Annotated in this window: 18 protein-coding genes; 4 read left to right on the plus strand and 14 right to left on the minus strand. The window is 72.4% G+C overall.

The annotated features are described in order from the left end of the window. Nucleotides 1-412: 412 nt before the first annotated feature. The gene (gene eccCa, locus ACKUU6_RS10650; protein WP_407988253.1) at nucleotides 413-4,360 is read left to right on the plus strand and encodes a type VII secretion protein EccCa; all 3,948 of its coding nucleotides are present in this window, start codon (nucleotides 413-415) and stop codon (nucleotides 4,358-4,360) included. Nucleotides 4,361-4,494: 134 nt separating this feature from the next. Here eccCa and mycP read toward each other — a convergent pair whose 3' ends face one another. The 4 genes from mycP to ACKUU6_RS10670 all read right to left on the minus strand — a co-directional run bounded on the left by mycP (nucleotide 4,495) and on the right by ACKUU6_RS10670 (nucleotide 8,365). Continuing rightward, nucleotides 4,495-5,805 (minus strand): type VII secretion-associated serine protease mycosin, encoded by a 1,311-nt coding sequence (gene mycP, locus ACKUU6_RS10655; RefSeq protein ID WP_407988254.1) that lies wholly within the window; start codon nucleotides 5,803-5,805, stop codon nucleotides 4,495-4,497. A gap of 146 nt (nucleotides 5,806-5,951) precedes the next feature. Further along, entirely contained in the window at nucleotides 5,952-6,242 is a 291-nt protein-coding gene (locus ACKUU6_RS10660; RefSeq protein WP_407988255.1) for a WXG100 family type VII secretion target, read from the minus strand. A 75-nt stretch (nucleotides 6,243-6,317) separates the two neighbouring features. After that, nucleotides 6,318-6,605, minus strand: coding sequence for a WXG100 family type VII secretion target (locus ACKUU6_RS10665; protein WP_407992091.1), 288 nt, complete (start codon nucleotides 6,603-6,605; stop codon nucleotides 6,318-6,320). Nucleotides 6,606-6,784: 179 nt separating this feature from the next. Then, nucleotides 6,785-8,365: a type VII secretion protein EccB gene (locus ACKUU6_RS10670; RefSeq protein ID WP_407988256.1), complete on the minus strand. Its 1,581-nt coding sequence runs from the start codon at nucleotides 8,363-8,365 to the stop codon at nucleotides 6,785-6,787. A 317-nt stretch (nucleotides 8,366-8,682) separates the two neighbouring features. Here ACKUU6_RS10670 and eccE point away from each other — a divergent pair, with 317 nt between their 5' ends. The 3 genes from eccE to ACKUU6_RS10685 all read left to right on the plus strand — a co-directional run bounded on the left by eccE (nucleotide 8,683) and on the right by ACKUU6_RS10685 (nucleotide 12,843). Continuing rightward, on the plus strand, nucleotides 8,683-9,951 hold the full coding sequence (gene eccE, locus ACKUU6_RS10675) for a type VII secretion protein EccE (protein ID WP_408649629.1): 1,269 nt from the start codon (nucleotides 8,683-8,685) through the stop codon (nucleotides 9,949-9,951). Next, nucleotides 9,951-10,709: a hypothetical protein gene (locus tag ACKUU6_RS10680; RefSeq protein WP_407988258.1), complete on the plus strand. Its 759-nt coding sequence runs from the start codon at nucleotides 9,951-9,953 to the stop codon at nucleotides 10,707-10,709. Before eccE ends, ACKUU6_RS10680 begins: the two co-directional genes overlap by 1 nt. A gap of 169 nt (nucleotides 10,710-10,878) precedes the next feature. Continuing rightward, nucleotides 10,879-12,843: a MinD/ParA family ATP-binding protein gene (locus ACKUU6_RS10685; protein WP_407988259.1), complete on the plus strand. Its 1,965-nt coding sequence runs from the start codon at nucleotides 10,879-10,881 to the stop codon at nucleotides 12,841-12,843. 58 nt (nucleotides 12,844-12,901) lie between these two features. Here ACKUU6_RS10685 and ACKUU6_RS10690 read toward each other — a convergent pair whose 3' ends face one another. The 10 genes from ACKUU6_RS10690 to rimP form a co-directional block, all read right to left on the minus strand. Next, entirely contained in the window at nucleotides 12,902-13,849 is a 948-nt protein-coding gene (locus tag ACKUU6_RS10690; RefSeq protein ID WP_407988260.1) for a bifunctional riboflavin kinase/FAD synthetase, read from the minus strand. A gap of 105 nt (nucleotides 13,850-13,954) precedes the next feature. Beyond that, nucleotides 13,955-17,152: a serine protease gene (locus tag ACKUU6_RS10695; RefSeq protein ID WP_407988261.1), complete on the minus strand. Its 3,198-nt coding sequence runs from the start codon at nucleotides 17,150-17,152 to the stop codon at nucleotides 13,955-13,957. 134 nt (nucleotides 17,153-17,286) lie between these two features. Then, nucleotides 17,287-18,192 (minus strand): tRNA pseudouridine(55) synthase TruB, encoded by a 906-nt coding sequence (gene truB, locus ACKUU6_RS10700; protein WP_407988262.1) that lies wholly within the window; start codon nucleotides 18,190-18,192, stop codon nucleotides 17,287-17,289. 26 nt (nucleotides 18,193-18,218) lie between these two features. Further along, nucleotides 18,219-19,322 (minus strand): DHH family phosphoesterase, encoded by a 1,104-nt coding sequence (locus tag ACKUU6_RS10705; RefSeq protein ID WP_407988263.1) that lies wholly within the window; start codon nucleotides 19,320-19,322, stop codon nucleotides 18,219-18,221. Nucleotides 19,323-19,324: 2 nt separating this feature from the next. Continuing rightward, the gene (gene rbfA, locus ACKUU6_RS10710; protein ID WP_184913758.1) at nucleotides 19,325-19,768 is read right to left on the minus strand and encodes a 30S ribosome-binding factor RbfA; all 444 of its coding nucleotides are present in this window, start codon (nucleotides 19,766-19,768) and stop codon (nucleotides 19,325-19,327) included. A gap of 150 nt (nucleotides 19,769-19,918) precedes the next feature. After that, nucleotides 19,919-20,215 carry a DUF503 domain-containing protein gene (locus ACKUU6_RS10715; protein ID WP_407988264.1) on the minus strand — a complete coding sequence of 99 codons (297 nt, stop codon included), beginning with the start codon at nucleotides 20,213-20,215 and terminating at the stop codon, nucleotides 19,919-19,921. A gap of 126 nt (nucleotides 20,216-20,341) precedes the next feature. Beyond that, the gene (infB, locus tag ACKUU6_RS10720) at nucleotides 20,342-23,503 is read right to left on the minus strand and encodes a translation initiation factor IF-2 (RefSeq protein ID WP_407988265.1); all 3,162 of its coding nucleotides are present in this window, start codon (nucleotides 23,501-23,503) and stop codon (nucleotides 20,342-20,344) included. Nucleotides 23,504-23,688: 185 nt separating this feature from the next. Continuing rightward, on the minus strand, nucleotides 23,689-23,982 hold the full coding sequence (locus ACKUU6_RS10725; protein ID WP_407988266.1) for a YlxR family protein: 294 nt from the start codon (nucleotides 23,980-23,982) through the stop codon (nucleotides 23,689-23,691). 70 nt (nucleotides 23,983-24,052) lie between these two features. Continuing rightward, nucleotides 24,053-25,066 (minus strand): transcription termination factor NusA, encoded by a 1,014-nt coding sequence (gene nusA / locus ACKUU6_RS10730; protein WP_407988267.1) that lies wholly within the window; start codon nucleotides 25,064-25,066, stop codon nucleotides 24,053-24,055. Between the two features lie 55 nt (nucleotides 25,067-25,121). Next, entirely contained in the window at nucleotides 25,122-25,673 is a 552-nt protein-coding gene (gene rimP, locus ACKUU6_RS10735) for a ribosome maturation factor RimP (protein WP_407988268.1), read from the minus strand. Nucleotides 25,674-25,712 lie beyond the last annotated feature (39 nt).

A 25,712-nucleotide genomic window follows, 5' to 3' on the forward strand; every position in this document is an offset into this window, starting at 1 on the left:
TTCAATGAGGGCGACCCGGCCAAGAGTTGGCGCGGCGACACCCTACCGCCAGATGGGGTACGGAGCGCTACCGGGTCCCGGACGGACCGTCAAGCCATGACCTGCTGCTGAACGGTCCCCGGTGTGCGACCGGTGAAGGTGATATGGCGTCAAGGGGGGCGTTCGCACCCCGGCTTGACCGGTTTGACCAGTTCCTGCCGATCCTCCGGCCGACCGGACGGTAACGGTCGGGATGCGGCCGCCCCCGTGCTCGAACCGGACAGGGCCGACCAGTAGGATCGGCCCCTGCGCGAGGCGTACGGGGGCGAGACGCGCGACCCGTGAGTGCCTGCGATCGGCGGAGCGGGGGCGGCGTCATCACACGGGGCGCCCTCATCCCGTACGTATCCCAGTTGCGTGAGGGTTGATGCCAGTGAGTGTGATTACGGTCAAGCGTCCGGCTCGGGCATATCCGCCCCCGGTGCCGGACGAGCCGGTGGAGCTGGTGCCTCCGCCAGAGTTGCCGCGGGGTGGTGCCGAGGACTGGATGATGTCCCTGCTGCCGCTGCTCGGCATGGGCGGTTCGGCGGCCTTCCTCTTCGGCGGCCAGGGGCCTATGAAGATGATGGGCGTCCTGATGGTCGCCTCCACCGCCGGTATGGCGGTGGCCCAGATCGTCAAGGCCCGCAAGGGCGGCAGCGCGGGGACCGCGGACGAGCGCCGCGACTACCTGAAGTATCTGCAGCAGATGCGCCGTCAGGTCCGCAGGACCGCGGACCGGCAGCGCGGTGCGCAGCTCTTCCTGCACCCGGAGCCGGACCAGCTCTGGTCGATCGTCACCGAGGGCCGTCGGCTCTGGGAACGCCGGCCGTCCGACCCGGACTTCGCGCAGATCAGGCTCGGGCGTGGGCCGCAGCAGCTCAACACCCCGCTGAAGGCGCCGGAGACGGCGCCGCTGGACGAGCTGGAGCCGCTCTCGGCGGCCGCCATGAAGGACTTCCTGACCGCCCACGGCACCCTGCACGACCTGCCGTTGGCGATCTCGCTGCGCGCCTTCTACCACATCACGGTCTGCGGCGACCCGGACACCGTCTACGGCAACGTCCGGGCGATGCTGGCCCAGTTGACCACCCTGCACTCCCCCGACGACCTGGTGGTCGGCGTGGCCGCCGCGCCCGGCGCGGTGGACGAGTGGGAGTGGGCGAAGTGGCTGCCGCACACCCAGCACCGCAAGGAGAGCGACGGTGCCGGTTCGCGCCGGCTGATCGCCACCGGTCTGGGCGAGCTGGAGGTGCTGCTCGCGGACGAGCTGGCCGGGCGCAAGGGCTTCGCCCGGGACGCCGTGGCCTCGCCGGACCAGCCGCACCTGGTGATCGTGATGGACGGCGCCGCCGTGCCGCACGACTCGGTGCTGGCCGGGGCGGAGGGCGTCGAGGGCGTCACCATCATCGAGGTCGTCCCCGGTGACCTGGACGAGCCCAGCGGCCACCTGGTGATCACGCTGGCCAAGGACGAGCTGCTGCTGGAGTCCGCCTCCGGTGCCTCGTACTCCGGCAAGCCGGACACCCTGTCCTCCTGGCAGTCCGAGGCCCTGGCCCGTCAGCTGGCCCCGTTCCGGGCCTCGGCGGGCGGCGACGACGGCGACCCCTCGCTGGTCTCGATGGACTTCACCGAGATGATGGACACCGGCGACCCGGGTTCCTTCGACCCGGCCCGGATGTGGCGTCCGCGCCCGATGCGGGAGAAGCTCCGGGTGCCGCTCGGGGTGGGCACCAACGGCGAGTACGTCTGGCTGGACATCAAGGAAGCCTCGCTGGAGGGTATGGGCCCGCACGGCATGTGCGTCGGCGCGACCGGTTCGGGTAAGTCCGAGGTGCTCCGCACCCTGGTGCTGGCGCTGGCCGTGACGCACTCCTCCGAGGTGCTCAACTTCGTGCTCGCCGACTTCAAGGGTGGCGCCACCTTCGCCGGTATGGCGGAGATGCCGCACACCGCCGCGGTGATCACCAACCTGGAGGGCGAGCTCACCCTGGTCGACCGCATGCGCGACTCGATCGAGGGCGAGATGAACCGCCGTCAGGAGCTGCTGCGGACGGCGGGCAACTACGCGAACATCAACGAGTACGAGCGGGCCCGCGCCGCCGGTGCCGCGCTCGACCCGCTGCCCTCGCTGGTCATGATCATCGATGAGTTCTCCGAACTCCTCAGCGCCAAGCCGGACTTCATCGACCTCTTCATCCAGATCGGCCGGATCGGCCGTTCGCTGGGTATGCACATGCTGCTCGCCTCCCAGCGTCTGGAGGAGGGCAAGCTGCGCGGCCTGGACACCTTCCTGTCCTACCGGCTCGGTCTGCGCACCTTCTCGGCCGCCGAGTCGCGAGCCGCGATCGGTGTGCCGGACGCCTACCACCTGCCGCCGGTCCCCGGTGTCGGCTACCTCAAGTTCGGCTCCGACGTGATGGAGCGGTTCCGGGCAGCGTACGTCTCCGGTGCCTACCGTCCGCCGGGCGCGGTCCGGGTCACCGGTGGGCGGGCCGCCAGTGCGCTGCCCGTGCTGTTCACCGCCGCCGAGGTCGCGGTGCTCGAACCGGTGGAGGAGGAGGTGTTCGAGCAGGTCGAGGAGATCGACGACTCGCTGCTGGACACCATGCTGGACGTGTTCGTCTCCCGCATGATCGGCCAGGGGCCGCCGGCCCACCAGGTCTGGCTGCCCCCGCTGGAGGCCGCACCGACCGTCGACCAGCTCGTCCCGCCGCTCCAGGTCACCGCCGAACGCGGGCTCACCTCACCGGAGTTCGGTGCGCTCGGCCGACTGGTGGTGCCGGTCGGCATCGTCGACAAGCCGCGCGACCAGCGCCGTGACGTGCTCTACCAGGACTACTCGGGCGCGGCCGGCCACGGTCTGATCGTCGGTGGCCCGCGCTCCGGCAAGTCCACCCTGATCCGCACCATGGTGGCGGGCTTCGCGGTCACCCACACCCCGGTCGAGACGCAGTTCTACCTGCTCGACTTCGGCGGTGGCGGCTTCCAGGGCCTCCAGGGCCTGCCGCACGTCGGCGGGGTGGCCGGGCGACTGGACGTGGAGAAGGTCCGACGGACCATCAGCGAAGTGCACGGCGTGCTCAACCGCCGTGAGGAGCTGTTCCGGGCGACCGGGATCGACACCATCGCCACGTTCCGGACCAAGCGGGCCAACGGCCAGCTGCCGGACGAGCAGTTCGGTGATGTCTTCCTGATCATCGACGGCTGGCTCACCTTCAAGCAGGAGTTCGAGTCCCTCGAACCGGTCATCGCCGACATCGCCCAGCGCGGCCTCGGCTACGGCGTGCACATCATCCTGACCGCCGCGCGGTACGCCGAGGTCCGCCCGGCGCTCAAGGACCTGTTGCAGAACCGCACCGAACTGCGGCTCGGTGACGCGATGGAGTCCGAGATCGACCGCAAGGTCGCGCAGAACGTGCCGGCCGGGCAGCCGGGCCGCGGTCTCACCGCGGACAAGCTGCACTTCCTCTCCGGTCTGCCCCGGCTGGACGGCACCTCGGAGACCGACGACCTGGTGGACGGTGTCGCCGACCTGGTCGAGCAGGTCTCCTCGGCCTGGACCGGACCGCGCGCCCCGCAGGTCCGGATGCTGCCCCAGGTGCTGGACGGCAACTCGCTGCCCAAGGGCTTCGAGCGGCCCGAGCTGGGTGTCGCGTTCGCCGTCGACGAGGTCGAACTCGCGCCGGTGTTCCTCAACTTCGAGAGTGACCCGCTCTTCGTGGTGTTCGGTGAGAGCGAGTCCGGCAAGTCCGCGGTGCTGCGGATGCTGATCAAGCAGATCACCGAGCGGTACACCCCGGACCAGGCAGGCATCGTGGTCGGCGACTTCCGCCGCTCGCTGCTCGGTGTGGTGCCGCCGGAGTACCTGGTGGAGTACGCGGCGGCGGCGCCCGCCATGTCGGCGATCGTGGAGATGCTCCGCGGCGCCTGCGGGCGACGCCTCCCCGGCCCGGACGTCACGCCGGAGCAGCTGCGCAACCGCAGCTGGTACACCGGCAAGGACATGTTCGTGATCGTGGACGACTACGAGCTGGTCGCCACCTCCTCGGGCAACCCGATGGCGCCGCTGGCGGAGTTCCTGCCGTTCGCCCGTGACATCGGCCTGCGCATCATCATCGCGCGCAACTCCGGTGGTGCCGGGCGCTCGATGTTCGAGCCGATCATGCAACGCATGAAGGAGCTCGGTGGTCAGGGTCTGATCATGTCGGGCGACAAGAACGAGGGTGCGCTGCTGGGCACCGTCAAGCCGCAGCCGATGCCTCCGGGCCGCGGCCAGCTGGTGACCCGCCGTCAGGCGGCGGGCCACACCGTCCAGACGGGCTGGCTCCCGGCCCCGTAACGGGCCACCGCACGACGGGCCGTGGTCCCTCCTCCGGGAGGGGCCACGGCCTTTTCACACCACCCTGCCGCGACGGCGGAAGGCCCCCGCAGCACTGCTGCGGGGGCCTTCCGGCTGGTGAGTACGAGTGGCGGCTAGCCCTGCGCCCGGCGCCTGCGGTCCCGCATGACCACCGAGCCACCGGCCAGGCCGCCGACCAGCAGGCCACCGACGCCGAGCGCGTAGGTGGCGGTGCGGGCGTCCCGGTCCTGCTGGGTCTCGGCCAGGCCGAGCGGCTGGGCCCGCAGCCTGGCCTGCCCGGCCAGGCTGAGCGGCGGGTCCTCGGCCGGTGCCTCGGCGTCGACGGGCGGGGGCGGGGTGTTGCTGGTGACGGCCTTGACCGGGTCGACGACGCCCCAGCCGATGAAGCGGTTGTTCTTGCGCTCCAGGCGCTGCGCGGTCTGCATGATCCGGATCCGGATCTGCTTCGCCGTCCAGGTGGGGTACTTCTGCTTGAGCAGTGCGGCCACCCCGGCCACGTACGGCGTCGAGAAGCTGGTGCCGTTGTCCACGCAGTGGCCGTCGGTGGGCACCGTGGAGAGCATCTCCACCCCCGGGGCGACCACGTCCACGAACTCGCCGTACTGGGAGAACGGGGCCCGCTCGTTGTTCCGGTCCGAGGCGCCGACCGCCAGGACCGTCTTGATGGCGGCCGGGTAGGTGTCGGCCTCCACGCCGTCGTTGCCCGCCGAGGCGACCACCACGACGTTCTTGCTCTCGGCCAGCGCGAGGGCCGCCTCGAGCTCGGGCCGGCCAGGGAAGGAGCCGCCCTCACCGGTGGCGCGGACGTCCTGCGAGATGTTGATGACGCCGGCCCCCCGGGCCACCGCGTCCTTGATGTCCTCCACCAGGGTGTACACGTCGCCGTTGCCCTGGCTGTCGTTCTGCCGGTACGCCATGATCGTCGCCTCGGGTGCGAGCCCGGAGAACCCGATGCCGGGGAGCTTCTTGGCCGCGATGATGCCGGCCACCTTCGTGCCGTGGCCGACCAGGTCGGTCACCCCGGTGCCGGGAACCAGCTGGCCGTTGTTGGACTTGTCCCTCAGCCTGGAGCCGTCGTCCTCCACCTTGCCCCGCAACTGCGGGTTGACCGCGTCCACACCGGTGTCGATCACGGCGACCCTGACGTTCTTGCCGTTGATCAGCCCGATACCGGGGACGTCGGCCCAGAGCTGGTCCAGCACCACCTTCTGCAGCGACCAGGGCATGCTGGGCACGACGTTGGACGGGAACTTGCACTCCGCCGAAGCGGCGATCCCCAGCGGCGGGTACACCACGCCTGCCGAGGGCGAGGGAGTCGGCTCGGCCAGCGCGGGCCCGGCGGTCATCGCGCCGATCACCCCCAGCGCGACGGACACGGCGGCGACCCTGCGGTACGTACCGAACGACACCTGACTTCCCCTCATGTTCCCACCCTGCGCCGCACCCCCGTGGAACGGCCTTGCCGAACGGGCGGATCGACCTGCCCGTGATACGCGCCTGGGGCGGGCGTCCGGTCCGGACGCCCGCCCCACGGTCCTGCTGTCCCGCACCATCCGCGACGGTGGCCGGATCAGCTCCAGACGCCGGTGTTCTTCGCCTCGGTCGCCTGGTAGCTCTGCGCCGCGTTGTCCAGCGAGGTGGAGATCTGGCTCAGCGCCTGCTGGAGGTCGGCCGCGCTCGAGTCCCAGGTGGCCTGACGGGCCTGGTAACCCTCGCGGGCGGTGCCCTCCCAGCTGTTGGCGATCCGCGCCACGCCGGCCTTCAGCTCGTCCAGCTGGGTCTGGATGCGCTGGGCAGCCTGACGGACCTCGGAGCTGGCGTTCGAGATGGTGGCGAAATTAACCTTAATGTGGTCGCCCATGGTTTCCCCTGTTCCGATGGAGTCGAATCGGTCCTATGCCGGACCGGGTTTGATGTCTGAACGCGAGCCTGGGGCTCAGAAGGACGACGCCTGCTCCTGCTCGGTCTGCGAGTAGAGCTTCGTCGTCGCCTCGATGGCCTGACGGATCTCGTCGAGAACCTGGTTCAGCTTGGTGGCGTCCTCGTTGAACCGGGTCTGCAGCTGCTGGTACGCAGCGGCCGCCTGGCCCTGCCAGCCCTGCTTGATCTCGTCAACCAGGGTGTTGAGCCTCTGAATCTCGCCCTGAACGGACGCGTTCACGTCACCGATACGGGTCGCGAAAGCGTTCATTTCATCAGCGGTAGTCGTGAACTGACCAGACATGATCCACCGTCCCCCATGAGACAGACTTCCCCACGGACCGTCCTGGCACGGACGGCCGTCGAACACCACGGTGTGGTGCACTCCAGAACTGTAGCCGCCGACCGCAAGTCACCCAACACCGGGAGCCGGGTAGTTACCAAGCCATGACACTGAGGCGCGGTCGGCCAACTGACTGCACGTCAGGCGAGTTGGGGCTGCAGTGCGTCGCTCCTGTTGAGCGAGGGGCCGGCCGGTACCAGATTGGCCCACAGCGAGGGCACCGGCACCGGCGTCACCTTGTCGAACCCGAGCCTGGCCTGGTTCTCGTTCGGCTGTTCCTGGGCGGGTTGCTGCTCCTGGCCCGGATCCTTCGGCGCGGCCGAAGCTCCGGCCTTGGTGCCGTCGTTGTTGGTCGGCACGGGGTAGCGCAGGCCGGTCTCGGTGATCAGGAAGTTGGCACCCGGGCCGTTCGGATCGGTCGACTCCTGGGATCGGAACAGCAGCCCGTGGCCGGGCGAGACCCGGGCGCTGGAGGCGCCCGCGGCGATCGGGGCCGGGTACTCGGGGGCGGCCCAGACCGACCGCTTGATCTTGGTGCCGTCCATGCCCTCGAAGGTGCTGCACAGCCGGTTCCGGCCCTCGTGGTTGACGGCCTTTCCGGTCGGCATCTCGTCGGGGATGTCCGCCGCGTCCTTCATGGGCGCCTCCTGCATCACGCTCCTGAGCGCCGCGTACTCGGCGGCCGACAGGGTGTAGATCTTCGCCGGGGCACCGTCGTAGGTCTTGCCCAACTTCGGGTTGTTGAGAGCCACTTTGGCCTGGAACGGGGAGATCGCGTACAGCGAGTCGACACCCACCATGAAGTAGCTCTTGTCGTAGTTGAGCACCCGGCCGACCCGGCGCTCCTCCGGCTTGGTGAGCTGGGTCAGCCTCGACGGAACCACCTGGTTGTCCTTGAAGTCCGGCGGCGTCTGGAACTCGATCGCCTCTCCCACCGCCAGGGTCCGCAGCCAGTCCTCGGTCACCCGCTGCGGCTTGAGCGCCCCGTCGCTGCCGTAAAGGCTGCCCGCGATGAGCTCGTTCTCGGTCCTGGTGGAGGTCGCGGACCCGATCAGGTGCCGGGTACCGGTCCGGTCCACCATGAACTGGCCGGCCAGGCCCGCCGAGTCGGTGGGGGCCTGCACGTACATCGACTCCCCCGGGCCGAGGACCAGCTTGGGGTCGGCCAGCCTCGCGGCGTCCTTGTCGGCGGCCACGAAGACGGCCTGGTTCGGCGGCTTCTTCTCGTCCTCGCCGGGGCTGTTGCATACCGACCACTTCTTGTCGGTCCGGCCGGCCACGTCGGCCTTCGGCAGCTTGTCCGGGGCGTACGAGATGCCGATGGTGGCGCCGTGGTTCGGGTAGGCGTCCAGCACCTTGTCCTCGACGATCACCACCTTGGCGTTGGCCGGCAGCACCAGTCGCGCCGAGGACATGTTGAGCACCTGGTGCAGCACCTTGGTGTTCTTGTCGCCGGGCAGGACCACGTACCTGGTGGTCGACTGCTTGCCCTGGATGATGTTCGAGCCGCTGTCCCAACCCTGGGGTGCGGCGGGCTTGATGACGCCCCACATGGCGAAGCCCGCCACGATCACGACCCCGATCACCACACTGGGCAGCACGGCCTTCACCGGCCGCGGTGCGTCCTCGTCGTTACCGCCGCCGGAGGGCAGCAGGAACGCACCGACCGTGCGCTTCCGCGCCGCCGTGTACGCGTTCAGCTCGTCGCGGCGTGATGCCATGCTCGTCGTCTCCCCTGTTCGACAACTGTGGGTGCGTCAGCCCGACCGGCTCGCGGGCGAGTCCGGGCGTGAAGGCCGTGCGTGAGTCTGCCACCCGCCGGGTGCAGGTCGTAGTCCACCCTCTACGATGCGGCAGCAGACGGTGAGTACGGTACGGGTACGGTTTGCCGACCGGTCAACCGGGCCGTGATATCTGATCAGAGAGGGCCACTCGGGGGATGCCAAGCCAGACCGCTCCAGGGCGACGCAGCACATCGCACGGCGGGGGGAGTCGCGGTCGCCGGGCGCAGCCCGCGCCGACCCGCTCCACCGCACCGGTGCCGGTCAAGGTGCACCCACGGCCGGGCCTGCTCGGCACCCGCCTGAGGCTCCAGCAGATCGTGCTGCTGGAGGTCGCGGTGGCGCTGCTGGCGGTGGGCTGGACCATCAACAAGATGATGGTCGGGGTGTTCGCCGTGCCAGCCGTGCTGCTGGTGGTTCTCGCCCTGGTGCCGCTGAACGGCCGGACGCTCTCCGAGGGCCTGCAGGTCCGCTCCGCACTGAACGCCCGCCGCCGGCAGGCCCAGCTCAACGTGCCGCCGCCCGGCACCGACCCGGCACTGGCGCCCGCGCTCGAACTCGAGCCCGCGCTGCGCACCTGCACCCACGCCACCGAGGCCGACCTCGGCGGTGGCCGCCCGGTCCGCCGCGAGACCGGCATGGTCGGCGACGGCACCTTCCTCACCTCGATCCTCCTGGTGCAGGCCAAGGACCAGCCGCTGCGGCCGCACCGCACCGCCCTGCCGCTGCCGCTCGACGTGATCTGCTCGGCGCTCCAGGTGGACGACATCTCGCTGGAGTCCGTCCAGTTGGTGCAGCACACCCAGCCCGCACCGGCCCCGCACCTGCCGGACCAGTCGCTGGCCGCCCGCGCCTACCACCAGCTCCCGGACGGCCTGGCCACGCCGGGTCTGCGGCTCACCTGGGTCGCGCTCAAGCTCAGCCCCGAGCTGACCAGCAGCGCGGTCGAGGCCCGTGGCGGCGGCGAGGAGGGCGCCCGCAAGGCGCTCCAGCGGGTCACCGACCAGCTGGCCGGACGGCTCAACAGCGCCGGCTTCACCGCGACGGTGCTGGACGAGCGCGAGCTGATCGCGGCCCTGGCCATCTCGGTCTGCGCCAACCCGATCGCGGTGGCGGGCCGTCAGGGCACCGGCGGGGGTGGCGGCAACGGCCGCCGGACCCAGGAGAGCCGCAAGTTCTGGCGGATCGACGACCGCTGGCACGCCACCTACTGGATCTCCAAGTGGCCCCAGCTCAGCCGCCCCGGCGGCGTCCCCGGCCGGATCGCCGCGCCCGACCTGGTCAACCTGGTCACCAGCACGCCCGCACTGGCCAGCACCTTCAGCCTGACCGCGAGCCGTGGCACCGGTAACTCGGTGGCGATCAGCGGACACGTCCGGATCACCGGCCGCAGCGAGAGCGAGATCGCCCAGGTCGGGCGACTGGTGGAGTCCCGTGCGCACAACGCCGGGATCGGCCTGACCCGGCTCGACCTGGAGCAGGCGCCCGGCCTGCTCGCCACGCTGCCCCTGGGAGGAACTTCCTGATGGCCTATCAGACCTACCCCAACCAGGCACCGGCCGAGCCCGCCGTCCGTGCGCCCCGGCTGCGCCCCGGCTTCGGGCTGCGCGGACCGCGCCGCGAGCGGCACGTGCTCTCCCTCGAGGACCTCGGCGCGCTGGCCTTCCCGGTCGGCGACGACGGCGTGGTCATCGGCGTCGACCCGCAGCAACAGCCCGCCGTGCTCGGCCTGTTCCGCCCCACCTCGTACGAGCTGGTGCTGGTCGGCGGCCTGTGGACCGCGCAGGTGATCGCGCTCAGGGCGGCCGCCACCGGCGCCCGGATCGCGGTCGAGACCGGCCGCCCGCAGGCCTGGGCCTCGATGGCCCAGGCGGCCGGCGGTGGCCAGCCGTGCGTGACGGTGCACCAGGTCGGCCGGCTCGGCGCCCAGGGCGCCTCGGTGGCCTCGCCGGTCCTGGTGGTCCGGGACCTCGGTGCCCGGCCGCCGCGCAGCCGGCTCTCCGCCTCCCCCTGGCAGACCACCCTCACCCTGCTGCCCTACCTGGGCCCGAACGCCGCCCGGGTGCTGAATTCGGCCGACCTGGTCGGCATCCAGCGGGTCTCCCCGCAGGAGGCCGAACTGCTGGCCCGGCTGCTCTCGCTCGGCGACCAGGAGGTCGCGGCGCTGCCCACGCTCGGCGACAACATCACGCTCTGGGCGACCCGGATGCGGCGTCAGTTCGTGATGACCAACCCCGGCGAGGCCGAGGGTCAGGTGCTCGGCGGACCGCGCCGGATGGACTGAGCGATTCGATCCCGGAGGGGCCCGCATACTGGGGTGATCCGGTGTGCGGGCCTCTCCTTTCGTCCACGATGGTGTGAGTTCCGGCACCGCCTGTGAGCGGTCGGGAAACACGTCCTAGTCTTGTGCCGACGGCACCGCGAACAGCGGCGGCGAACACGAGGGAGCCCAAGTGAGCAGCGATCGGGACGGCGTCTACGTCGGCGACAACGCGGCGGAGGACGACGACGACTGGTCGGACGTTCCTGACTACTCTCCGCCGTCCTGGTACACCCAGAGCGATGCGCCCACGCCTGCCCCGACTCCCGCTCCCGCTCCGCCCGCGCCGGCTCCGGCTGCCCCGGTGCCGCCGACGCCGGTACCGGTGGCCGAGGCGCCCGCGCCGCAGCCGGTGCCGGTGCCGCCCGCGCCGTCGCCCGAGGTGACCGAGACCGCCGTGCTGCCGCCGGTCGCCGACGGACCCGAGCCCGCGCCGGTCGAGTTGCAGTCGGCAGCCGCACCCGGCCCGGGCCCGGCGGTCCCGCCCGCACCGGCTCCGTCGAACCCGCCCGCACCGGCCCCGCCGGTCGCCGAGGCTCCCCCGGCGCCCGCGCCGCAGCCGTACCCGCCGGTCCCGCAGCCGCAGCCCCAGCAGCCGTACCCCCAGCAGCAGCCGCCGCAGCAGCCCTACCCGCAGCAGGCCCCGCCGCCGCCGGTGGACCCGCGCCAGGGCGGCTGGCCGCAGCCCCAGCAGCAGCCCTACCCGCAGCAGCAGCAGCTGCCGCCCCAGCAGCCCCACCAGCAGCAGCCGCAGCCGTACCCGCAGCAGGCCGTCCCGCAGGCCCCGGTCGCCTTCCAGGGCCAGGGCGGCCAGCAGCCGATGTCGCACGGTGCGGCGCTCGGCTACACCGCCGCGGTCGAGCTCTCCTCGGACCGGCTGCTGCGCGGGCAGCCGAAGCAGCAGAAGGAGTCCCGGTTCAGGTTCGGCGGCAAGGCGGCCGAGGCCGACCGGGCCCGCCGCCTCGAGGTGATCCGGACGCCGGTGCTGAGCTGCTACCGGATCGCCGTGATCAGCCTCAAGGGCGGCGTCGGCAAGACCACGACCACCACCTCGCTCGGCGCCACGCTGGCCACCGAGCGCCAGGACAAGGTGATCGCGATCGACGCCAACCCGGACGCCGGCACCCTCGGCCGCCGGGTGAAGCGGCAGACCGGCGCGACCATCCGTGACCTGGTGACGGCCATCCCGCACCTGCGCAGCTACATGGACGTCCGTCAGTTCACCTCGCAGGACCTGCACTCGGGCCTGGAGATCCTGGCCAACGACGTCGACCCGGCCGTCTCCACCACCTTCAACGACTCGGACTACCGCTCGGTGATCCAGGTGCTCGGCCAGCACTACCCGATCATCCTGACCGACTCCGGCACCGGTCTGCTCTACAGCGCGATGCGCGGGGTGCTCGACCTGGCCGACCAGCTGATCATCGTCTCCACCCCGAGCGTGGACGGGGCCAGCTCGGCCTCCACCACGCTGGACTGGCTCTCCGCACACGGCTACGCCGACCTGGTGCAGCGCTCCATCACGGTGGTCTCCGGGGTCCGCGAGACCAGCAAGATGATCAGGGTCGAGGACATCGTCGCGCACTTCCAGACCCGCTGCCGCGGTGTCGTGGTGGTGCCCTTCGACGAGAGCCTGGCGGCCGGCGCCGAGGTCAACCTGGCGATGATGCGGCCCAAGGTCAGGGACGCCTACTTCGAACTCGCCACCCTGGTCGGCGAGGACATCATGCGGGCCCAGCACGCGGCCGGCGGCTGGGGCGGCCAGCCCCAGCAGGGCGGCTACCCCGGCCAGCCGCCGCAGCAGGGCTACCCCGGCTACCCGCAGCAGGGCGGCTACCCCCAGCAGCAGCCGGGCTATCCGCAGCAGCAGGGCGGCTACCCGCAGCAGGGCACGCCGTGGGCCCCGCAGCCCGGGTACGGACAGCAGCAGCCGCCGCCCCCGCCCGGCGCGCAGCCGCTTCCGCAGGAGTGGTCCCAGCAGGGGCAGCAGGGCCAGCAGCAGCCCGGCTACGGCTACCCGCCGCCCCCGCAGCAGCCGGACGGCCAGCAGCAGCCGCCACCGCCGCAGGGTTACGGCTACCCGCAACAGCAGCAGTAGGAAAAGGAGGAGGGGCGCGGAATCCGCGCCCCTCCTCCGCTCGTACTTCCCCGCGCCGTCAGGCCGGTGACGACTCGTCGGTCAGCTCCTTGGCCCGCTTGACGTCGTCGGCCATCCGGTCCAGCAGCGCGTCGATCGAGTCGAACTTCTCCATCCCGCGCAGGTACGCCAGGAAGTCGACCGCCACGTGCAGGCCGTACAGGTCGAGACCGACCCGGTCGATGGCGTACGCCTCGACCGTCCGGCTGGTGCCGTCGAAGGTCGGGTTGGTGCCCACCGAGATCGCCGCGGGCATCCGCTCGCCGACCGCCGTCAGCCACCCCGCGTAGACGCCGTCGGCCGGGATCGCGCTGTGCGGGACGGTGTCCACGTTGGCGGTCGGGAAGCCCAACTCCCGTCCACGCTGCGCTCCCCGGACCACCACGCCCTCGACCCGATGCGGCCGGCCGAGCACCTCGGCGGCGCCCGCCAGGTCGCCCTCGGCGACCAGCCGCCTGGCCAGCGTGGAGGAGAACGGGACGCCGGCCGAACCGCGCACCTGGAGGTCGAGCACCTCCACCTCGAAGTCGTCGGCCCGGCCCAGCTCGGCGAGCAACTCGACGTTCCCGGCGGCGCGGTGACCGAACCGGAAGTTCGGGCCCTCGATCACCAGTCGGGCGTGCAGCGCGTCCACCAGCACCTGCTGGACGAAGAACTCGGGCGACTCCTTCGAGAACTCGGCGGTGAACGGCAGCACCAGCACCGCGTCCACCCCCAGCGCCTCGATCAGCTCGGCCCGGCGCGGCTGCGGCGCGAGCAGTGGCGGGTGGCTGCCGGGGCGGACCACCTCGCTCGGGTGCGGGTCGAAGGTGACCACGACGGCCTTCGCCGCCAGTTCGCGGGCGCGCTTCACCGCCCGACTGATGATCAGTTGGTGGCCGCGGTGCACACCGTCGAACGATCCGATGGTGACGACGCTGCGCCCCCAGTCCCCGGGGATCTCCTCCAGGCCAAGCCAGCGCTGCACCCTGACCGCTCCTCGTTCCGAACCGGCGTACGTCGTCCGCACGCTCTCGCTTCCTACCGAACCCCTATAGCGTGCCATGCGTCCGGAGCTGTGTCGGCACCAGCGTCACCCAACTCGGCCCACCGGACGGACCGGCCGGACCCCGGCGCCCCTTTCGGCCTCCGCCGCGGCGTACTGCGGATCCCGGCCGCCCGCCACCAGCAGCCGCATCCGGGCCAGCAGCGGGCCGCCGCCGGGGGCCGGTTCACCGGTCGGCCACTCTGCCAGCAGCCGGGCGAATCCGGCCGACCTGCCCGCGCCCCGGACCAGCGCGGCGTCCACCTCGGGACCGCCGCACTCCGCCACCAGGCGGATCAACTGCCTGACCCGGGGCTCCTGTTCGTCCTGGCAGCGGCCCGCCAGCCGCTCCACCACCGGTACCAGCACGGCCGGGTCGCGCTCGACGGCGAGCAGCGTCTCCAGCAGCCGGGCCGGGTACGCCGGGTCGGTCAGCAGCACCGCCAGCACCCGGCGCAGGGCCGGTGGCCCGGCGGCCGCCTCGACCGGCAGCAGGTCGAGCTCGGGCTCCGGCCGACCGTCCATCAGGACGGCCAGGTACTCGGCCACCTGGCCGGACCGTTCCGGCCGCTGGTGCAGCAGCTCGGCGGCCAGCTCGAGACCGGGACCGAGCAGCTCAGGGGCGTCCTGCCGGGCGAGCACCCGGAGCGCCTCGGCCACCGCCCCGCCCGGAGCGGCCAGCCGCTGCCGGAACGCCGCCAGTACCGGTTCCGGGTCGCTGACCAGCGCCGGGGCCAGCGCCTCTGCGGTCACGAAGGGGTCGTCCCTGCGGTAGGCGGCCAGCGCGGCGGGCAGCTGCTGCCGTCTGGTCGCCGGATCACGGACCAGCAGGGCCAGCGCGGCGCCGTGCAAGCCGGGCTCGTCCTCCCTGGCCAGCAGCGTACGGGCCGCGTGCCGCAGCAGGTCGGCGCCGGTGCCGGTGGCGTACGGGGCCGCCCGCAGCGCGTTCACGGCGGCCGCCACGTGCCACTCCGGGCGGGGGTCGTGAGTCCACCGGTCCACCGCCCGGCAGAGCGCGGACGGCTCCGCCACCGCCAGCTCGGCGAGCAGCGCGTCGGCCTTCGGGTGGGCCGCGATTGCCAACGACTCCGTCAGGTCGTCCACCGCCAACCGGCGGTGTGCCCACAGCAGATCGCGCGCGAGTTCGGCGGCCGCACCGCCCCGGCTCTCCGCGAACCACCGGCAGAGCAGCGGGACGACGCCGCGCGGGTCGGCGCGCAGCAGCGCGGCGGCGGTCGCCCCGACGTCCTGATCCGCCGTCGCCAGCAGCCGCAGCAGCTCCATCCGGTCCGCCGGTGGAAGCTCCAGCCCGGCCCAGAACCCCGCCTCCAGACCGCCGCCGCCGCGCTCGGCGACCGCGGTCAACAGTGGCCGGTGCACGGCGAGTTCCGGACTCCCGGCCAGCCCGTCCAGCAGCAGCCGCCGGGCCCACCACGCCTGCGCGGGCCCCGACGCCGCCTCCAGCCCGCGCCACAGCCGCCACAGCCACGGGTCGAGGCCCACCGCCCCGTGCCGCTCCCCGACCTCGCGCAGCGCCCACGCCACCACCCCGGCCCGGTGCCTCGGAACGCCGTCGGCGGGCAGAGCAGCCTGGTCGGCGGCTGCCGTCCCGGCACCTTCCACCAGCAGTCCGAGCGCGGCGTCCAGGTCGAGCCGGCCGCCCTGCAGCCAGTCCGCCAGGTCCTCGTGGGCGAGCCGGTAGCCCGGCCCGGCCGGCACGAACAGCCGCTCGGCCAGCACCGCCTCCGCCCAGCCGCCCTCGGCCGGGAACAGCGCCGCGAAGGAGGCCGGGTCCAGCGTGCCGTGGCCGGTACCGAGCATCAGCCGGGCCGCCTCCCGCACCCGCTCGCCGAGAGCCCTGGCGAGCCGCCCCGGCAGCTCCTGATCCTCCGGCGCGGGCCCTGGCGCGGACGGAACGGCCTGGCCGCCCCTACGGTGGGCGCCGGACCGCCTGGGCCCGCTCTGCGCCGACAACCGCCGCGCGGCGCGGGCGCAGCACAGCTCCAGGTGCGCCGCGTAGAGCCGTCCGCGCTCCGCCGTCTCCCCGAGCTCACCGGCCAGCCGCAGCGACAGCGGGTGCTCCCCCGGCTCCGGCGCCCCGTACCGCCGGGCCACCCGCACGGCCACCTCAGGGGGCAACGGCCCCAGCCCGTGCACCACGGCCCCGGGCACGTCACCGCTCCAGCTCTCCGGCCGGCAGGCCGTCAGCAGCCGTACCTCCGCCGCCTCAAGCCACCGGACGCTCGCGGCCAACCACTCCCCCGACACCGCGAACGGCGCCTCCTCCGGCGCGTCCAGCACCACCAGCAGCGGGCGGCCGGCCTCGCGGCAGAGCCGTGGCAGCTCGTCCGCGTCCGGCATGGGCACACCCAACAAGGTGGCTGCCCGCCCCAGTTGACGTTCGACGGCGGCAGCCGGCGTCGGGTCCTCCGGCCTCAGATCGGCGCCACGCAGCCAGACCGTCGGCAGCGCCTGCGACCCGCCCGCGCGCCGGACGGCGAGCGCGGCCAGCTCGGTACTGCGCCCGCTGCCCGCCGGGCCGACCAGCACGCTGACGATGGCCTGCGGCTCCTCGCCGGTCAGCCCGTCCACCCGGTCCACCCGGTCGGCCGCCAGATCCGCGATCCGTCCCGGCCCGGCACTCGCCGACCCGAGCTGCACCGAACAGAGCGTCAGCACCCCACCGAGGTTCAGCGCCCGGCCGTACGCGGGCACCGCCTCCGCGTTCCGGCCGCGCAGCTCCGCCAGCTCCGGACCGGTCGGCGGCAACGCACGGGGGCCGTCAGGGCCGGCCACCAGGACGCCGATCACGGCCCCAGTCTCGGCATCCAGTACGGGCGCCCCGGGGGTGAGCGGGCCGCGCAGCTGGGGCAGGTCGAGCAGCAGCGAACCGTCCGGGGCGACCAGGCCGACGCCACCCTGGATCGGCGCCAACTCCCAAACCCCGGTGGTCAGTTGGGGGACGGAGATCAGGCCGCTGCCGATCCCGTCGGCGATCGCCGGCGGGTCCAGCGGCAGACCGCCGGCCGACTCCGTGTGCAGCACCGCGAGGCCGGGCCCTGGCAGCAGCTCCACGCAGTCGGCCCCGAGCACCCGGGTCTGACCGCAGGGCAGGTGCAGCACCAGGTACGCCGGCCCCTCGACGGCCTGCCGAGCGGTCAGTACGGTGCCCCGCCGGTCGGCCACGAAGCCCAGACCCCTGACCAGCCCGTCCGACCCACAGATCCGCAGCAGCCCCTCGGTCATCCCGCGCCCGCCCTCCGCAGCCCACCACCGCTGGGAGCCTGCCCGGCCGACCGCGCACCCGACCCCTCAGGGACGAGCGCTCATCCCTTCGGGTGACATTTCGGTGCAGGGCCGGAAGGCAGGGGCCCGGAGGGTCAGCCCACGAAGACCGCGACCGGCTTCGCGTGCCCGCCCTGCTGCTCGATCAGCGCGAGGAAGCGGCCGTCCGGATCGAACACGGCGATCGGCCCTTCCACGTCCATCCCCGGCGCCTTGAGCTTCATGCCGTGCGCCAGCAGCCGCGCCTGCTCCGCGTCCACGTCCCAGCGCGGGAACGCCGCGGCCGCCGCCTCGGCGATCGGCAGCACCTCCAGCTTCTCCTCCAGCTGCTCCAGCGTCCGCGCCGACTCCAGCCCGTACGGCCCGACCCTGGTCCGCCGCAGAGCGGTGAGGTGGCCGCCCACGCCGAGCCCGGCGCCCAGGTCCCGCGCGAGGGCCCGGATGTACGTCCCCGAGGAACACTCCACCGTGACGTCCAGATCGATCACCGGCGTGCCGTCCTCGGCCACCGCCGCGCGCTGGTCGTGCACCACGAAGGAGTGGATCGTGGTGGCCCGGGCGGCGATCTCGAACTCCTCGCCCTCGCGGACCCGGGCGTACGAGCGCTTCCCGTCGATCTTGATGGCGCTGACCTTGGACGGCACCTGCATGATCTCGCCGGTCAGCTCCGCGATCCCGGCGTCGATGGCGGACCGCTGGACGGCCGAGGCGTCCGCCGAGGAGGTGACCTCGCCCTCCCGGTCGTCCGTCACGGTGTTCTGCCCGAGCCGGATGGTGGCCTCGTAGGTCTTGGCCGTGAGCATCAGGTGCCCGAGCAGGCGGGTGGCCCGCTCGACCCCGATCACCAGCACGCCGGTGGCCATCGGGTCGAGCGTGCCCGCGTGCCCGACCTTCCTGGTCCCGGCCAGCCGGCGGAGCCTGGCCACCACGCCGTGCGAGGTGACGCCCTCCGGCTTGTCGACAATGACCAGGCCGTCGGGGCCGGTGCCTTTACGCTTCATCGGTTCTTTTCTCTGTACGGAGGATGTCAGGACGTCGGCAGGGCGGCCCGGAACCGGGCGACCGTCACGTCCACGCCCTCGCGGGCGGTGAAGCCGGCCGCGAAGCAGTGCCCGCCGCCGTCGAGCTCGGCGCAGACCGCGGCCACGTCGACCGCACCCTTGGACCGGCAGGAGCCGCGCAGGGTGCCGTCCGGGTCCTGCTTGAGCACCAGCGCGACCTCGGCCTCGGCCGGGCGGCGCAGCACGTCGATCAGACCCTCGATCTCCTCGACCGTGACGCCGAACAGCGCCAGGTCCTGGTACGGCACCCAGGTCCACACCAGACCGCGGCCGCCCGCCGCGTCGGGCTCGTAGACGGCCCGGCCGAGAGCGCCGGCCAGCACCTTGAGGTAGCCGAAGGAGGAGGTGTCCCAGAGCTGACGGGAGATCAGGTCGTGCCGGATCCCGGTGGCCAGCAGCCGTCCGGCCAGCTCGTGGGTGGCGGGCGTGGTGCCGGCGTACCGGAACGATCCGGTGTCGGTCGCCACGCCGGTGTAGAGGCAGGTGGCCAGGTCCTGGTCGAGCGGTACGCCGAGCCGCCGGAGCAGCTCGTCCACCAGCACCGCGGTGGCCGGGGCGGAGGGGTCGATCAGACGGTGGGTGCCGAAGCCGGGGTTGGAGGCGTGGTGGTCGATGACCACCAGCGCGGGCGCGGCGAACGCCTTGGCGTGCAGCAGGCCGAGACGGCTCTCGGCGGCGACGTCGAAGCAGAGCACCAGCTCGGGGACGTCCGGCACCTCGGCGGCCGGGACGAGCAGCTCCTGACCCGGCAGGAAGCTCAGCGACTCCGGGACGATCTGCGGGTCGTCACCGAACGAGACCCGCACCCGGTACCCGAGCGACCGCAGCGCCAGACCGGCCGCCAGGGCCGAGCCGAGCGCGTCGCCGTCCGGGGCGATGTGGCAGATCAGGTCGACCGTGCGGGCGCGGCCGAGCAGCTCGACCACTCGCTGCCACTCGGCCGCCAGGGCTGACGACACCCCGGAGGCGGCCGGCGACCCGTTGCGAGGCCCGGGAAGCACCGCGAGGGCACCATCCACCGTGTCGGTGGACGATGCCCCCTGGCCGGGGTCGACCGGCTCGGCGGTCATGGTTACTCGTCCTCGTCGTCGCGCTCGGCGGCCGGCACCCGGTAGGGGTCGGCGTCCCCGGCGAAGGTGGCCCCGGCGGCGGCGGTACGGACCGCCGCGTCGGAGACCCGCGCCTTGTCGAGCAGCTCGTCGATGTTCTTCGCGTTCTCCGGCAGGGCGTCCGCGATGAAGGTCAGCGAGGGGGTGAACCGCACCCCGGTCTGCTTGCCGACCTCGGAGCGGAGCACGCCCTTGGCGCTCTCCAGCGCGGCCGCGCTCGCCTCGCGCTCGGCCTCGTCACCGTAGACGGTGTAGAAGACGGTGGCCTCCCGAAGGTCCCCGGTGACCCGGGTGTCGGTGATGGTCACGTAGCCCAGCCGCGGGTCCTTGATCCGGCGTTGCAGGGTCTCGGCCACCACCACCTGAATGCGGTCGGCGAGCTTGCGCGCCCTTGCGGTGTCGGTCACGTTGCCTCCTCGTGCAGTGAGCGCGGTACCCGGGTCACGGACGCACCCGGTGCGGCCCTGGCCCCAAAATACCCGCCCGCGCCCAGCCTTGTGGGCGCTCTCGGTCCTCGTCGGTGTGACGGTGCTGACCTCGCAGCACCGCGCACACCCTCAGTCATCGTCGTCGTGGTGGAGGCGCCTCCTGGCGGAGAGCAGCACCACCTCGGGGCGGCCGACGACGAGCCGCTCACAGCTGTCCAGGACCTCGGTGACGTACCCGGCGTCGCCGGACACCACCGCCAGGCCGATCTCGGCCCTCCGGTGCAGGTCCTGGTTCCCGACTTCCGCGGCGCACACGCTGTACTTGCGCGCCAGTTCGGCCACGATGGGCCGCACGATCGAACGCTTCTCCTTGAGCGAATGGACGTCGCCCAGTAGCAGGTCGAAGGTGAGTGTTCCTACGAACATGTGTGACAGGTCTCGCCGACCTGAAGGCCTCGGAGGATGCCCCGAAGGGCGTACCTGGAGGCTAACAGCGAGACCGGGGCCGGTCGACGGGATTTGCACCCCGTCGACCGGCCCCGGCAGCCACTGCTAGGACCGCGGCTTCTCGCGCATCTCGTAGGTCTCGATGACGTCGTCGACCTTGATGTCGTTGAACGACCCCAGGGTCACACCGGCCTCGAAGCCCTCGCGCACCTCGGTCGCGTCGTCCTTGAAACGACGCAGACCCTCGATGGTGAGGTTCTCGGTGATGAGCTTGCCGTCGCGGATGAGACGGGCCTTGGCGTTGCGGCGCAGCAGACCCTCGCGGACGATGACACCCGCGATGTTGCCGAACTTGGAGGAACGGAACACCTCGCGGATCTCCGCGGAGCCGAGGCGCACCTCCTCGTACTCGGGCTTGAGCAGGCCCTTGAGCGCGTTCTCGATCTCCTCGATGGCCTGGTAGATGACCGAGTAGTACCGGACATCCACGCCTTCCTTCTCGGCAGCCGTACGGGCGCGGCCTTCGGCGCGCACGTTGAAGCCGATGATGATGGCGTCCGAGCCCATCGCGAGGTCGACGTCCGACTCGGTGATCGCACCGACGCCGCGGTGCAGCACCCGGAGCTCCACCTCCTCGCCCACGTCGAGCTTGACGAGCGCGTCCTCGAGGGCTTCGACGGAACCGGAGACGTCACCCTTGATGATGAGGTTGAGCTGCTCGATGGAGCCCGCTGCGATGGCCTTGTCCAGGTCCTCGAGCGAGATCCGGACCCGACGCTGCGCGAACGCCGCGTTGCGGTCACGGGCCGAGCGCTTCTCGGCGATCTGGCGCGCGGTGCGGTCCTCGTCGACGACGATGAAGCTGTCGCCGGCGCGGGGCACCGAGGTGAGACCGAGCAGCAGCACCGGACGGGACGGACCCGCCTCGGCGAGGCTGTTGCCGTTCTCGTCCAGCATCGCGCGGACGCGGCCGTAGGCGTCGCCGACCACGATCGAGTCACCGACGCGGAGGGTACCGCGCTGGACCAGGACGGTCGCCATGGCGCCGCGGCCCTTGTCGAGGTGGGCCTCGATCGCAATACCCTGCGCGTCCTGCTCCGGGTTGGCCCGCAGGTCGAGCGAGGCGTCGGCGGTCAGGACGACCGCCTCGAGCAGCTGGTCGATGTTCAGACCCTGGCGCGCGGAGATGTCGACGAACATGGTGTCGCCGCCGTACTCCTCGGCCACCAGACCGAACTCGGTCAGCTGACCGCGGACCTTGGTCGGGTCGGCGCCCTCGACGTCGATCTTGTTGACCGCGACCACGATCGGCACACCGGCGGCCTTGGCGTGGTTCAACGCCTCGACCGTCTGCGGCATGACACCGTCGTTGGCCGCGACCACCAGGATCGCGATGTCGGTGGACTTGGCACCACGGGCACGCATGGCGGAGAACGCCTCGTGACCCGGGGTGTCGAGGAAGGTGATCGGACGCTCTTCGCCGTTCACCACGGTGGCGACCTGGTAGGCACCGATGTGCTGGGTGATGCCACCGGCCTCGCCGGCCACCACGTTGGACTTGCGGATCGCGTCCAGCAGGCGGGTCTTACCGTGGTCGACGTGGCCCATGACGGTGACGACCGGCGGGCGCGGGGCCAGCATGTCCTCGTCGCCCTCGTTGACACCGAAGTCGATGTCGAACGACTCGAGCAGCTCACGGTCCTCGTCGTCGCGGCTGACGATCTCGAGCTGGAAGCCCATCTCGTCGGCCAGCAGCTGGAGCGTGTCGTCCGAGACCGACTGGGTCGCGGTGACCATCTCACCGAGGTTGAACATCACCGAGACGAGCGCGGCCGGGTTGGCGTTGATCTTCTCGGCGAAGTCCGTCAGGGACGAGCCCCGCGACAGGCGAACGGTGGAACCGTTGCCACGCGGCAGCATCACACCGCCGACGGACGGGGCCTGCATGGCCTCGTACTCCTGGCGCTTCGCCCGCTTCGACTTGCGGCCACGCGCCGGGCGACCGCCCGGACCGCGACCGAAGGCACCCTGCGTGCCACCACGGGCACCCGGGCCACCGGGACGGCCACCGAAGCCACCCGGACGGGGACCGAAGCCACCGCCGCCACCGGGGGCACCGCCACCGGGACGGGGGCCGCCGAAGCCGCCACCGGCCGGACGCGAGCCCGGACCGGCCGCACGGCCCGCGAAGCCGGGACGGGCGCCACCGGCACCTGCACCCGGACCACCCGGACGGCCACCGGGGCCACCCGGGCCACGGCCACCCGGGCCCGGACGGGCACCCGGGCCCGGAGCCGGACGCTGCGGCATCATGCCGGGGTTCGGACGCGGCATACCGGACGGGCTGGGCCCACCCGGACGCGGACCGGCCGGACGGGGCATCCCGTCGGGACGCGGCGCACCGGCACCACCCGGACGGGGCGCGCCACCGGGACCGGCGGCGGGACGGGGACGGTCGCCACCGGGACGCGGGGCGCCACGGTCGGCACCCGGCGCACCGGCCGGACGCGGACGGTCGCCGCCCGGACGCGGGGCGCCACGGTCGGCACCCGGCGCACCGGCCGGACGCGGACGGTCGCCGCCCGGACGGGCCGGACGCTCGCCGGCGGGGGCGCCGGCACCCGGACGCGCGGCACCGGGAGCAGCCGGACGGCGCTCGCCGGGGCGGCCCATGCCGGTCGCGCTGCCGGAGGTGAACGGGTTGTTGCCCGGACGGGGACCGGCCGGACGCGGGCCCGGACGGGCCGACGGGTTGGCCGCGGCCGGACGGGCGGCGGGAGCGGCGGCGGCCGGACGGGCCGGCGCCTCCGCGGCGTCACCGGCAGGAGCCGGGGAGGAGAACTCGGCGGCCGGAGCCGCCGGGGCCGCAGCGGCCGGGGCGGGACGCGCGGCGGCCGGGCGCGGGCCCGGGGCAGCGGCGGCCGGCTTCGGCGCGGCGGGGGCGGCCGGGGCGGCGGGAGCCGCGGCGGCCGGGGTCGGACGGGGACCGGGGGTCGCGGCGGGCCGCGGTCCCGGAGTGGGTGCGCCCGGCTTCGGTGCGGAGGCACCGGCGGGCTTGGGCGCCGCAGGCTTCTGCGGGCCAGGCTTGGCGGAGCCACCACCGGTGGGCGGCACCCCCAAAGCATCAGTCAACTTGCGCACGACCGGCGCCTCGATCGTCGAGGACGCCGAACGGACGAACTCACCGAGCTCGGTGAGCTTGGCCATCACGGCCTTGCTCTCCAAGCCAAGCTCCTTGGCGAGTTCATATACCCGGACCTTAGCCACTTCGCTCCTGTCTACGTGTCCGGGGTATTCGTCCGCCGGACCATCGCTACTTCATGGGCGTACTCATCGCGTACTCATCGAGTGCTCATCGCAATCTCGACCTACTTCCAACTCGCGAGGTACCTGACGTGTGCGCGCCGCACGAGGCCCTGTCGGCTCTGCGCGGTGCTTGTTGCGGTGGTTCTTCAGCCTGCCGGGGTGTCACCGGCCCGCCGCTCGACGTACTCACGCAGTGCCGTGGTGTCGAGCATCCCCTGGAGTCGGAAGGCTCTGGGGAAAGCCCGGCGGCGGACCGCGAGGTCGAGGCAGGTCGGGTCGGGGTGCAGATGTGCACCCCGGCCCGGCAGTGCGCCGCGGGAATCGGGGACACAGACGCCCTCGACCGCCACGACACGCAACAGCTGGTGCTTGGCCGCTCGCTTGCGGCAGCCCACGCAGGTGCGTTCAGGGCATGCGCGGACACGCGTCCGGCCAGACAACCTCAAGTCTACCCCTCCGGAGGGACATGGCGCCGCCGTGCCGGTTCGGCACCGGACGGCGACAACGTGACTAGGCGTCGCGGGATTCCCCGCGCTCGCTTCCGGCAGGGGCTTCGGTGTCCGGCCGGATGTCGATCCGCCAGCCGGTCAGGCGGGCGGCGAGGCGGGCGTTCTGGCCCTCCTTGCCGATCGCCAGCGACAGCTGGTAGTCCGGCACGATCACCCGGGCGGAGCGCTGGGCCCAGTCCACGATCTCCACGCTCGTCACCCGCGCGGGGGACAGCGCGGCCGCGACCATCTCCGCCGGGTCCTCGGACCAGTCGACGATGTCGATCTTCTCGCCGTGCAGCTCGGCCATCACGTTGCGCACCCGGGCGCCCATCGGGCCGATGCAGGCGCCCTTGGCGTTCAGGCCCTGACGGCGCGACCAGACGGCGATCTTGGTGCGGTGGCCGGCCTCGCGGGCGATCGCGGCGATCTCGACGCTGCCGTCGGCGATCTCCGGGACCTCCAGCGCGAACAGCTTCTTCACCAGGCTGGGGTGGGTCCTGGAGAGCGTCACGGACGGGCCGCGGACGCCCCGGCGGACGGCCACCACGTAGCACTTCAGCCGGGTGCCGTGCTTGTAGTCCTCGCCCGGCACCTGCTCCTGCGGCGGGAGGATGGCCTCCAGCTTGCCGATGTCGACCAGGATGTTCTTGGGGTCGTTGCCCTGCTGGACGACACCGGTGACGATGTCGCCCTCCTTGCCCGCGTACTCACCGAAGGTCTGGTCGTCCGCGGCGTCCCGCAGGCGCTGCAGGATGACCTGCTTGGCCGTCGAGGCGGCGATCCGGCCGAAGCCGCTCGGGGTGTCGTCGAATTCCTTGGGCTCGACGCCCTCGTCCAGCTCGTCCGCGTCCTCCAGCGCCCAGACCGTCACGTGCCCGGACTTACGATTCAGCTCGACCCGCGCCTTGCGGCGGGAGCCCTCGGTGCGGTGGTACGCGATGAGGAGGGCCGATTCGATCGATCCGACCAGCAGTTCGAACGGGATGTTCTTCTCGGTAACCAACCCACGCAGGGCGCTCATGTCGATGTCCACGGCTACGCCTCCTCTTCCCTCTTTTGTACGTTCACGATCATGTGTGGTGCGGTGCTCACTCGTCGTCTTCGGTGCTGTCGTCGTCGGTGTCCTCGACCTCCGACTCGTCGAGCAGCCCCTCGTCTTCCTTGCGGTTGAACTCGACCTGGACCCGGGCGCGGGCGATCTCGGTGAACTCCAGGCGGCGCTCCTTGGGCTTGCCGCGGCCCTTCACCGGCTGCACCTCGACCAGGGCGCCGTCCTCGTCGCTCTCCAACACCCGGGCGACCAGCTCCGCGCCGTCCACCAGGTGGATCCTGGCCAGTCGGCCGTTGGCCCGGTGCCAGTGGCGGGGCTCGTTCAGCGGACGCTCGGCCCCGGGGGAGCCGACCTCCAGCACGTACGGGGCGCTGCCCATGACGTCCTCGGCGGCGTCCAGCCGCTCGCTGACCACCCGGCTGAACTCGGCGATCGCGTCCAGGTCCACGCCGCCGTCGGCGTCCACGTCGATCTGCACCTGACGACGGTTGCCCGCCTGGGTCACCTTGACCTCTTCGAGGTCGAGACCTGCCTCTGCGGCCAGCGGCTCGAGCAACGCACGCAACCGGTCGGTGGGGGTGGTGCTCATCCGGGTGACTCCTCGGCCGCGTCTGCTGTTGTCGGTAGG

Origin of the sequence: Kitasatospora sp. CMC57, assembly GCF_045866025.2 — a bacterium.
Classification (GTDB): domain Bacteria; phylum Actinomycetota; class Actinomycetes; order Streptomycetales; family Streptomycetaceae; genus Kitasatospora.

What these genes read in the sequence shown, in the direction of transcription:
- ACKUU6_RS10680 (WP_407988258.1), top strand. Translation starts at nt 9,951, where the DNA reads ATGGCCTATCAGACCTACCCCAACCAGGCACCGGCCGAGCCCGCCGTC.
- ACKUU6_RS10660 (WP_407988255.1), bottom strand. Translation starts at nt 6,242, where the DNA reads ATGGGCGACCACATTAAGGTTAATTTCGCCACCATCTCGAACGCCAGC.
- mycP (WP_407988254.1), bottom strand. Translation starts at nt 5,805, where the DNA reads ATGAGGGGAAGTCAGGTGTCGTTCGGTACGTACCGCAGGGTCGCCGCC.
- truB (WP_407988262.1), bottom strand. Translation starts at nt 18,192, where the DNA reads ATGAAGCGTAAAGGCACCGGCCCCGACGGCCTGGTCATTGTCGACAAG.
- ACKUU6_RS10670 (WP_407988256.1), bottom strand. Translation starts at nt 8,365, where the DNA reads ATGGCATCACGCCGCGACGAGCTGAACGCGTACACGGCGGCGCGGAAG.
- ACKUU6_RS10705 (WP_407988263.1), bottom strand. Translation starts at nt 19,322, where the DNA reads ATGACCGCCGAGCCGGTCGACCCCGGCCAGGGGGCATCGTCCACCGAC.
- ACKUU6_RS10715 (WP_407988264.1), bottom strand. Translation starts at nt 20,215, where the DNA reads ATGTTCGTAGGAACACTCACCTTCGACCTGCTACTGGGCGACGTCCAT.
- rimP (WP_407988268.1), bottom strand. Translation starts at nt 25,673, where the DNA reads ATGAGCACCACCCCCACCGACCGGTTGCGTGCGTTGCTCGAGCCGCTG.
- ACKUU6_RS10665 (WP_407992091.1), bottom strand. Translation starts at nt 6,605, where the DNA reads ATGTCTGGTCAGTTCACGACTACCGCTGATGAAATGAACGCTTTCGCG.
- ACKUU6_RS10695 (WP_407988261.1), bottom strand. Translation starts at nt 17,152, where the DNA reads ATGACCGAGGGGCTGCTGCGGATCTGTGGGTCGGACGGGCTGGTCAGG.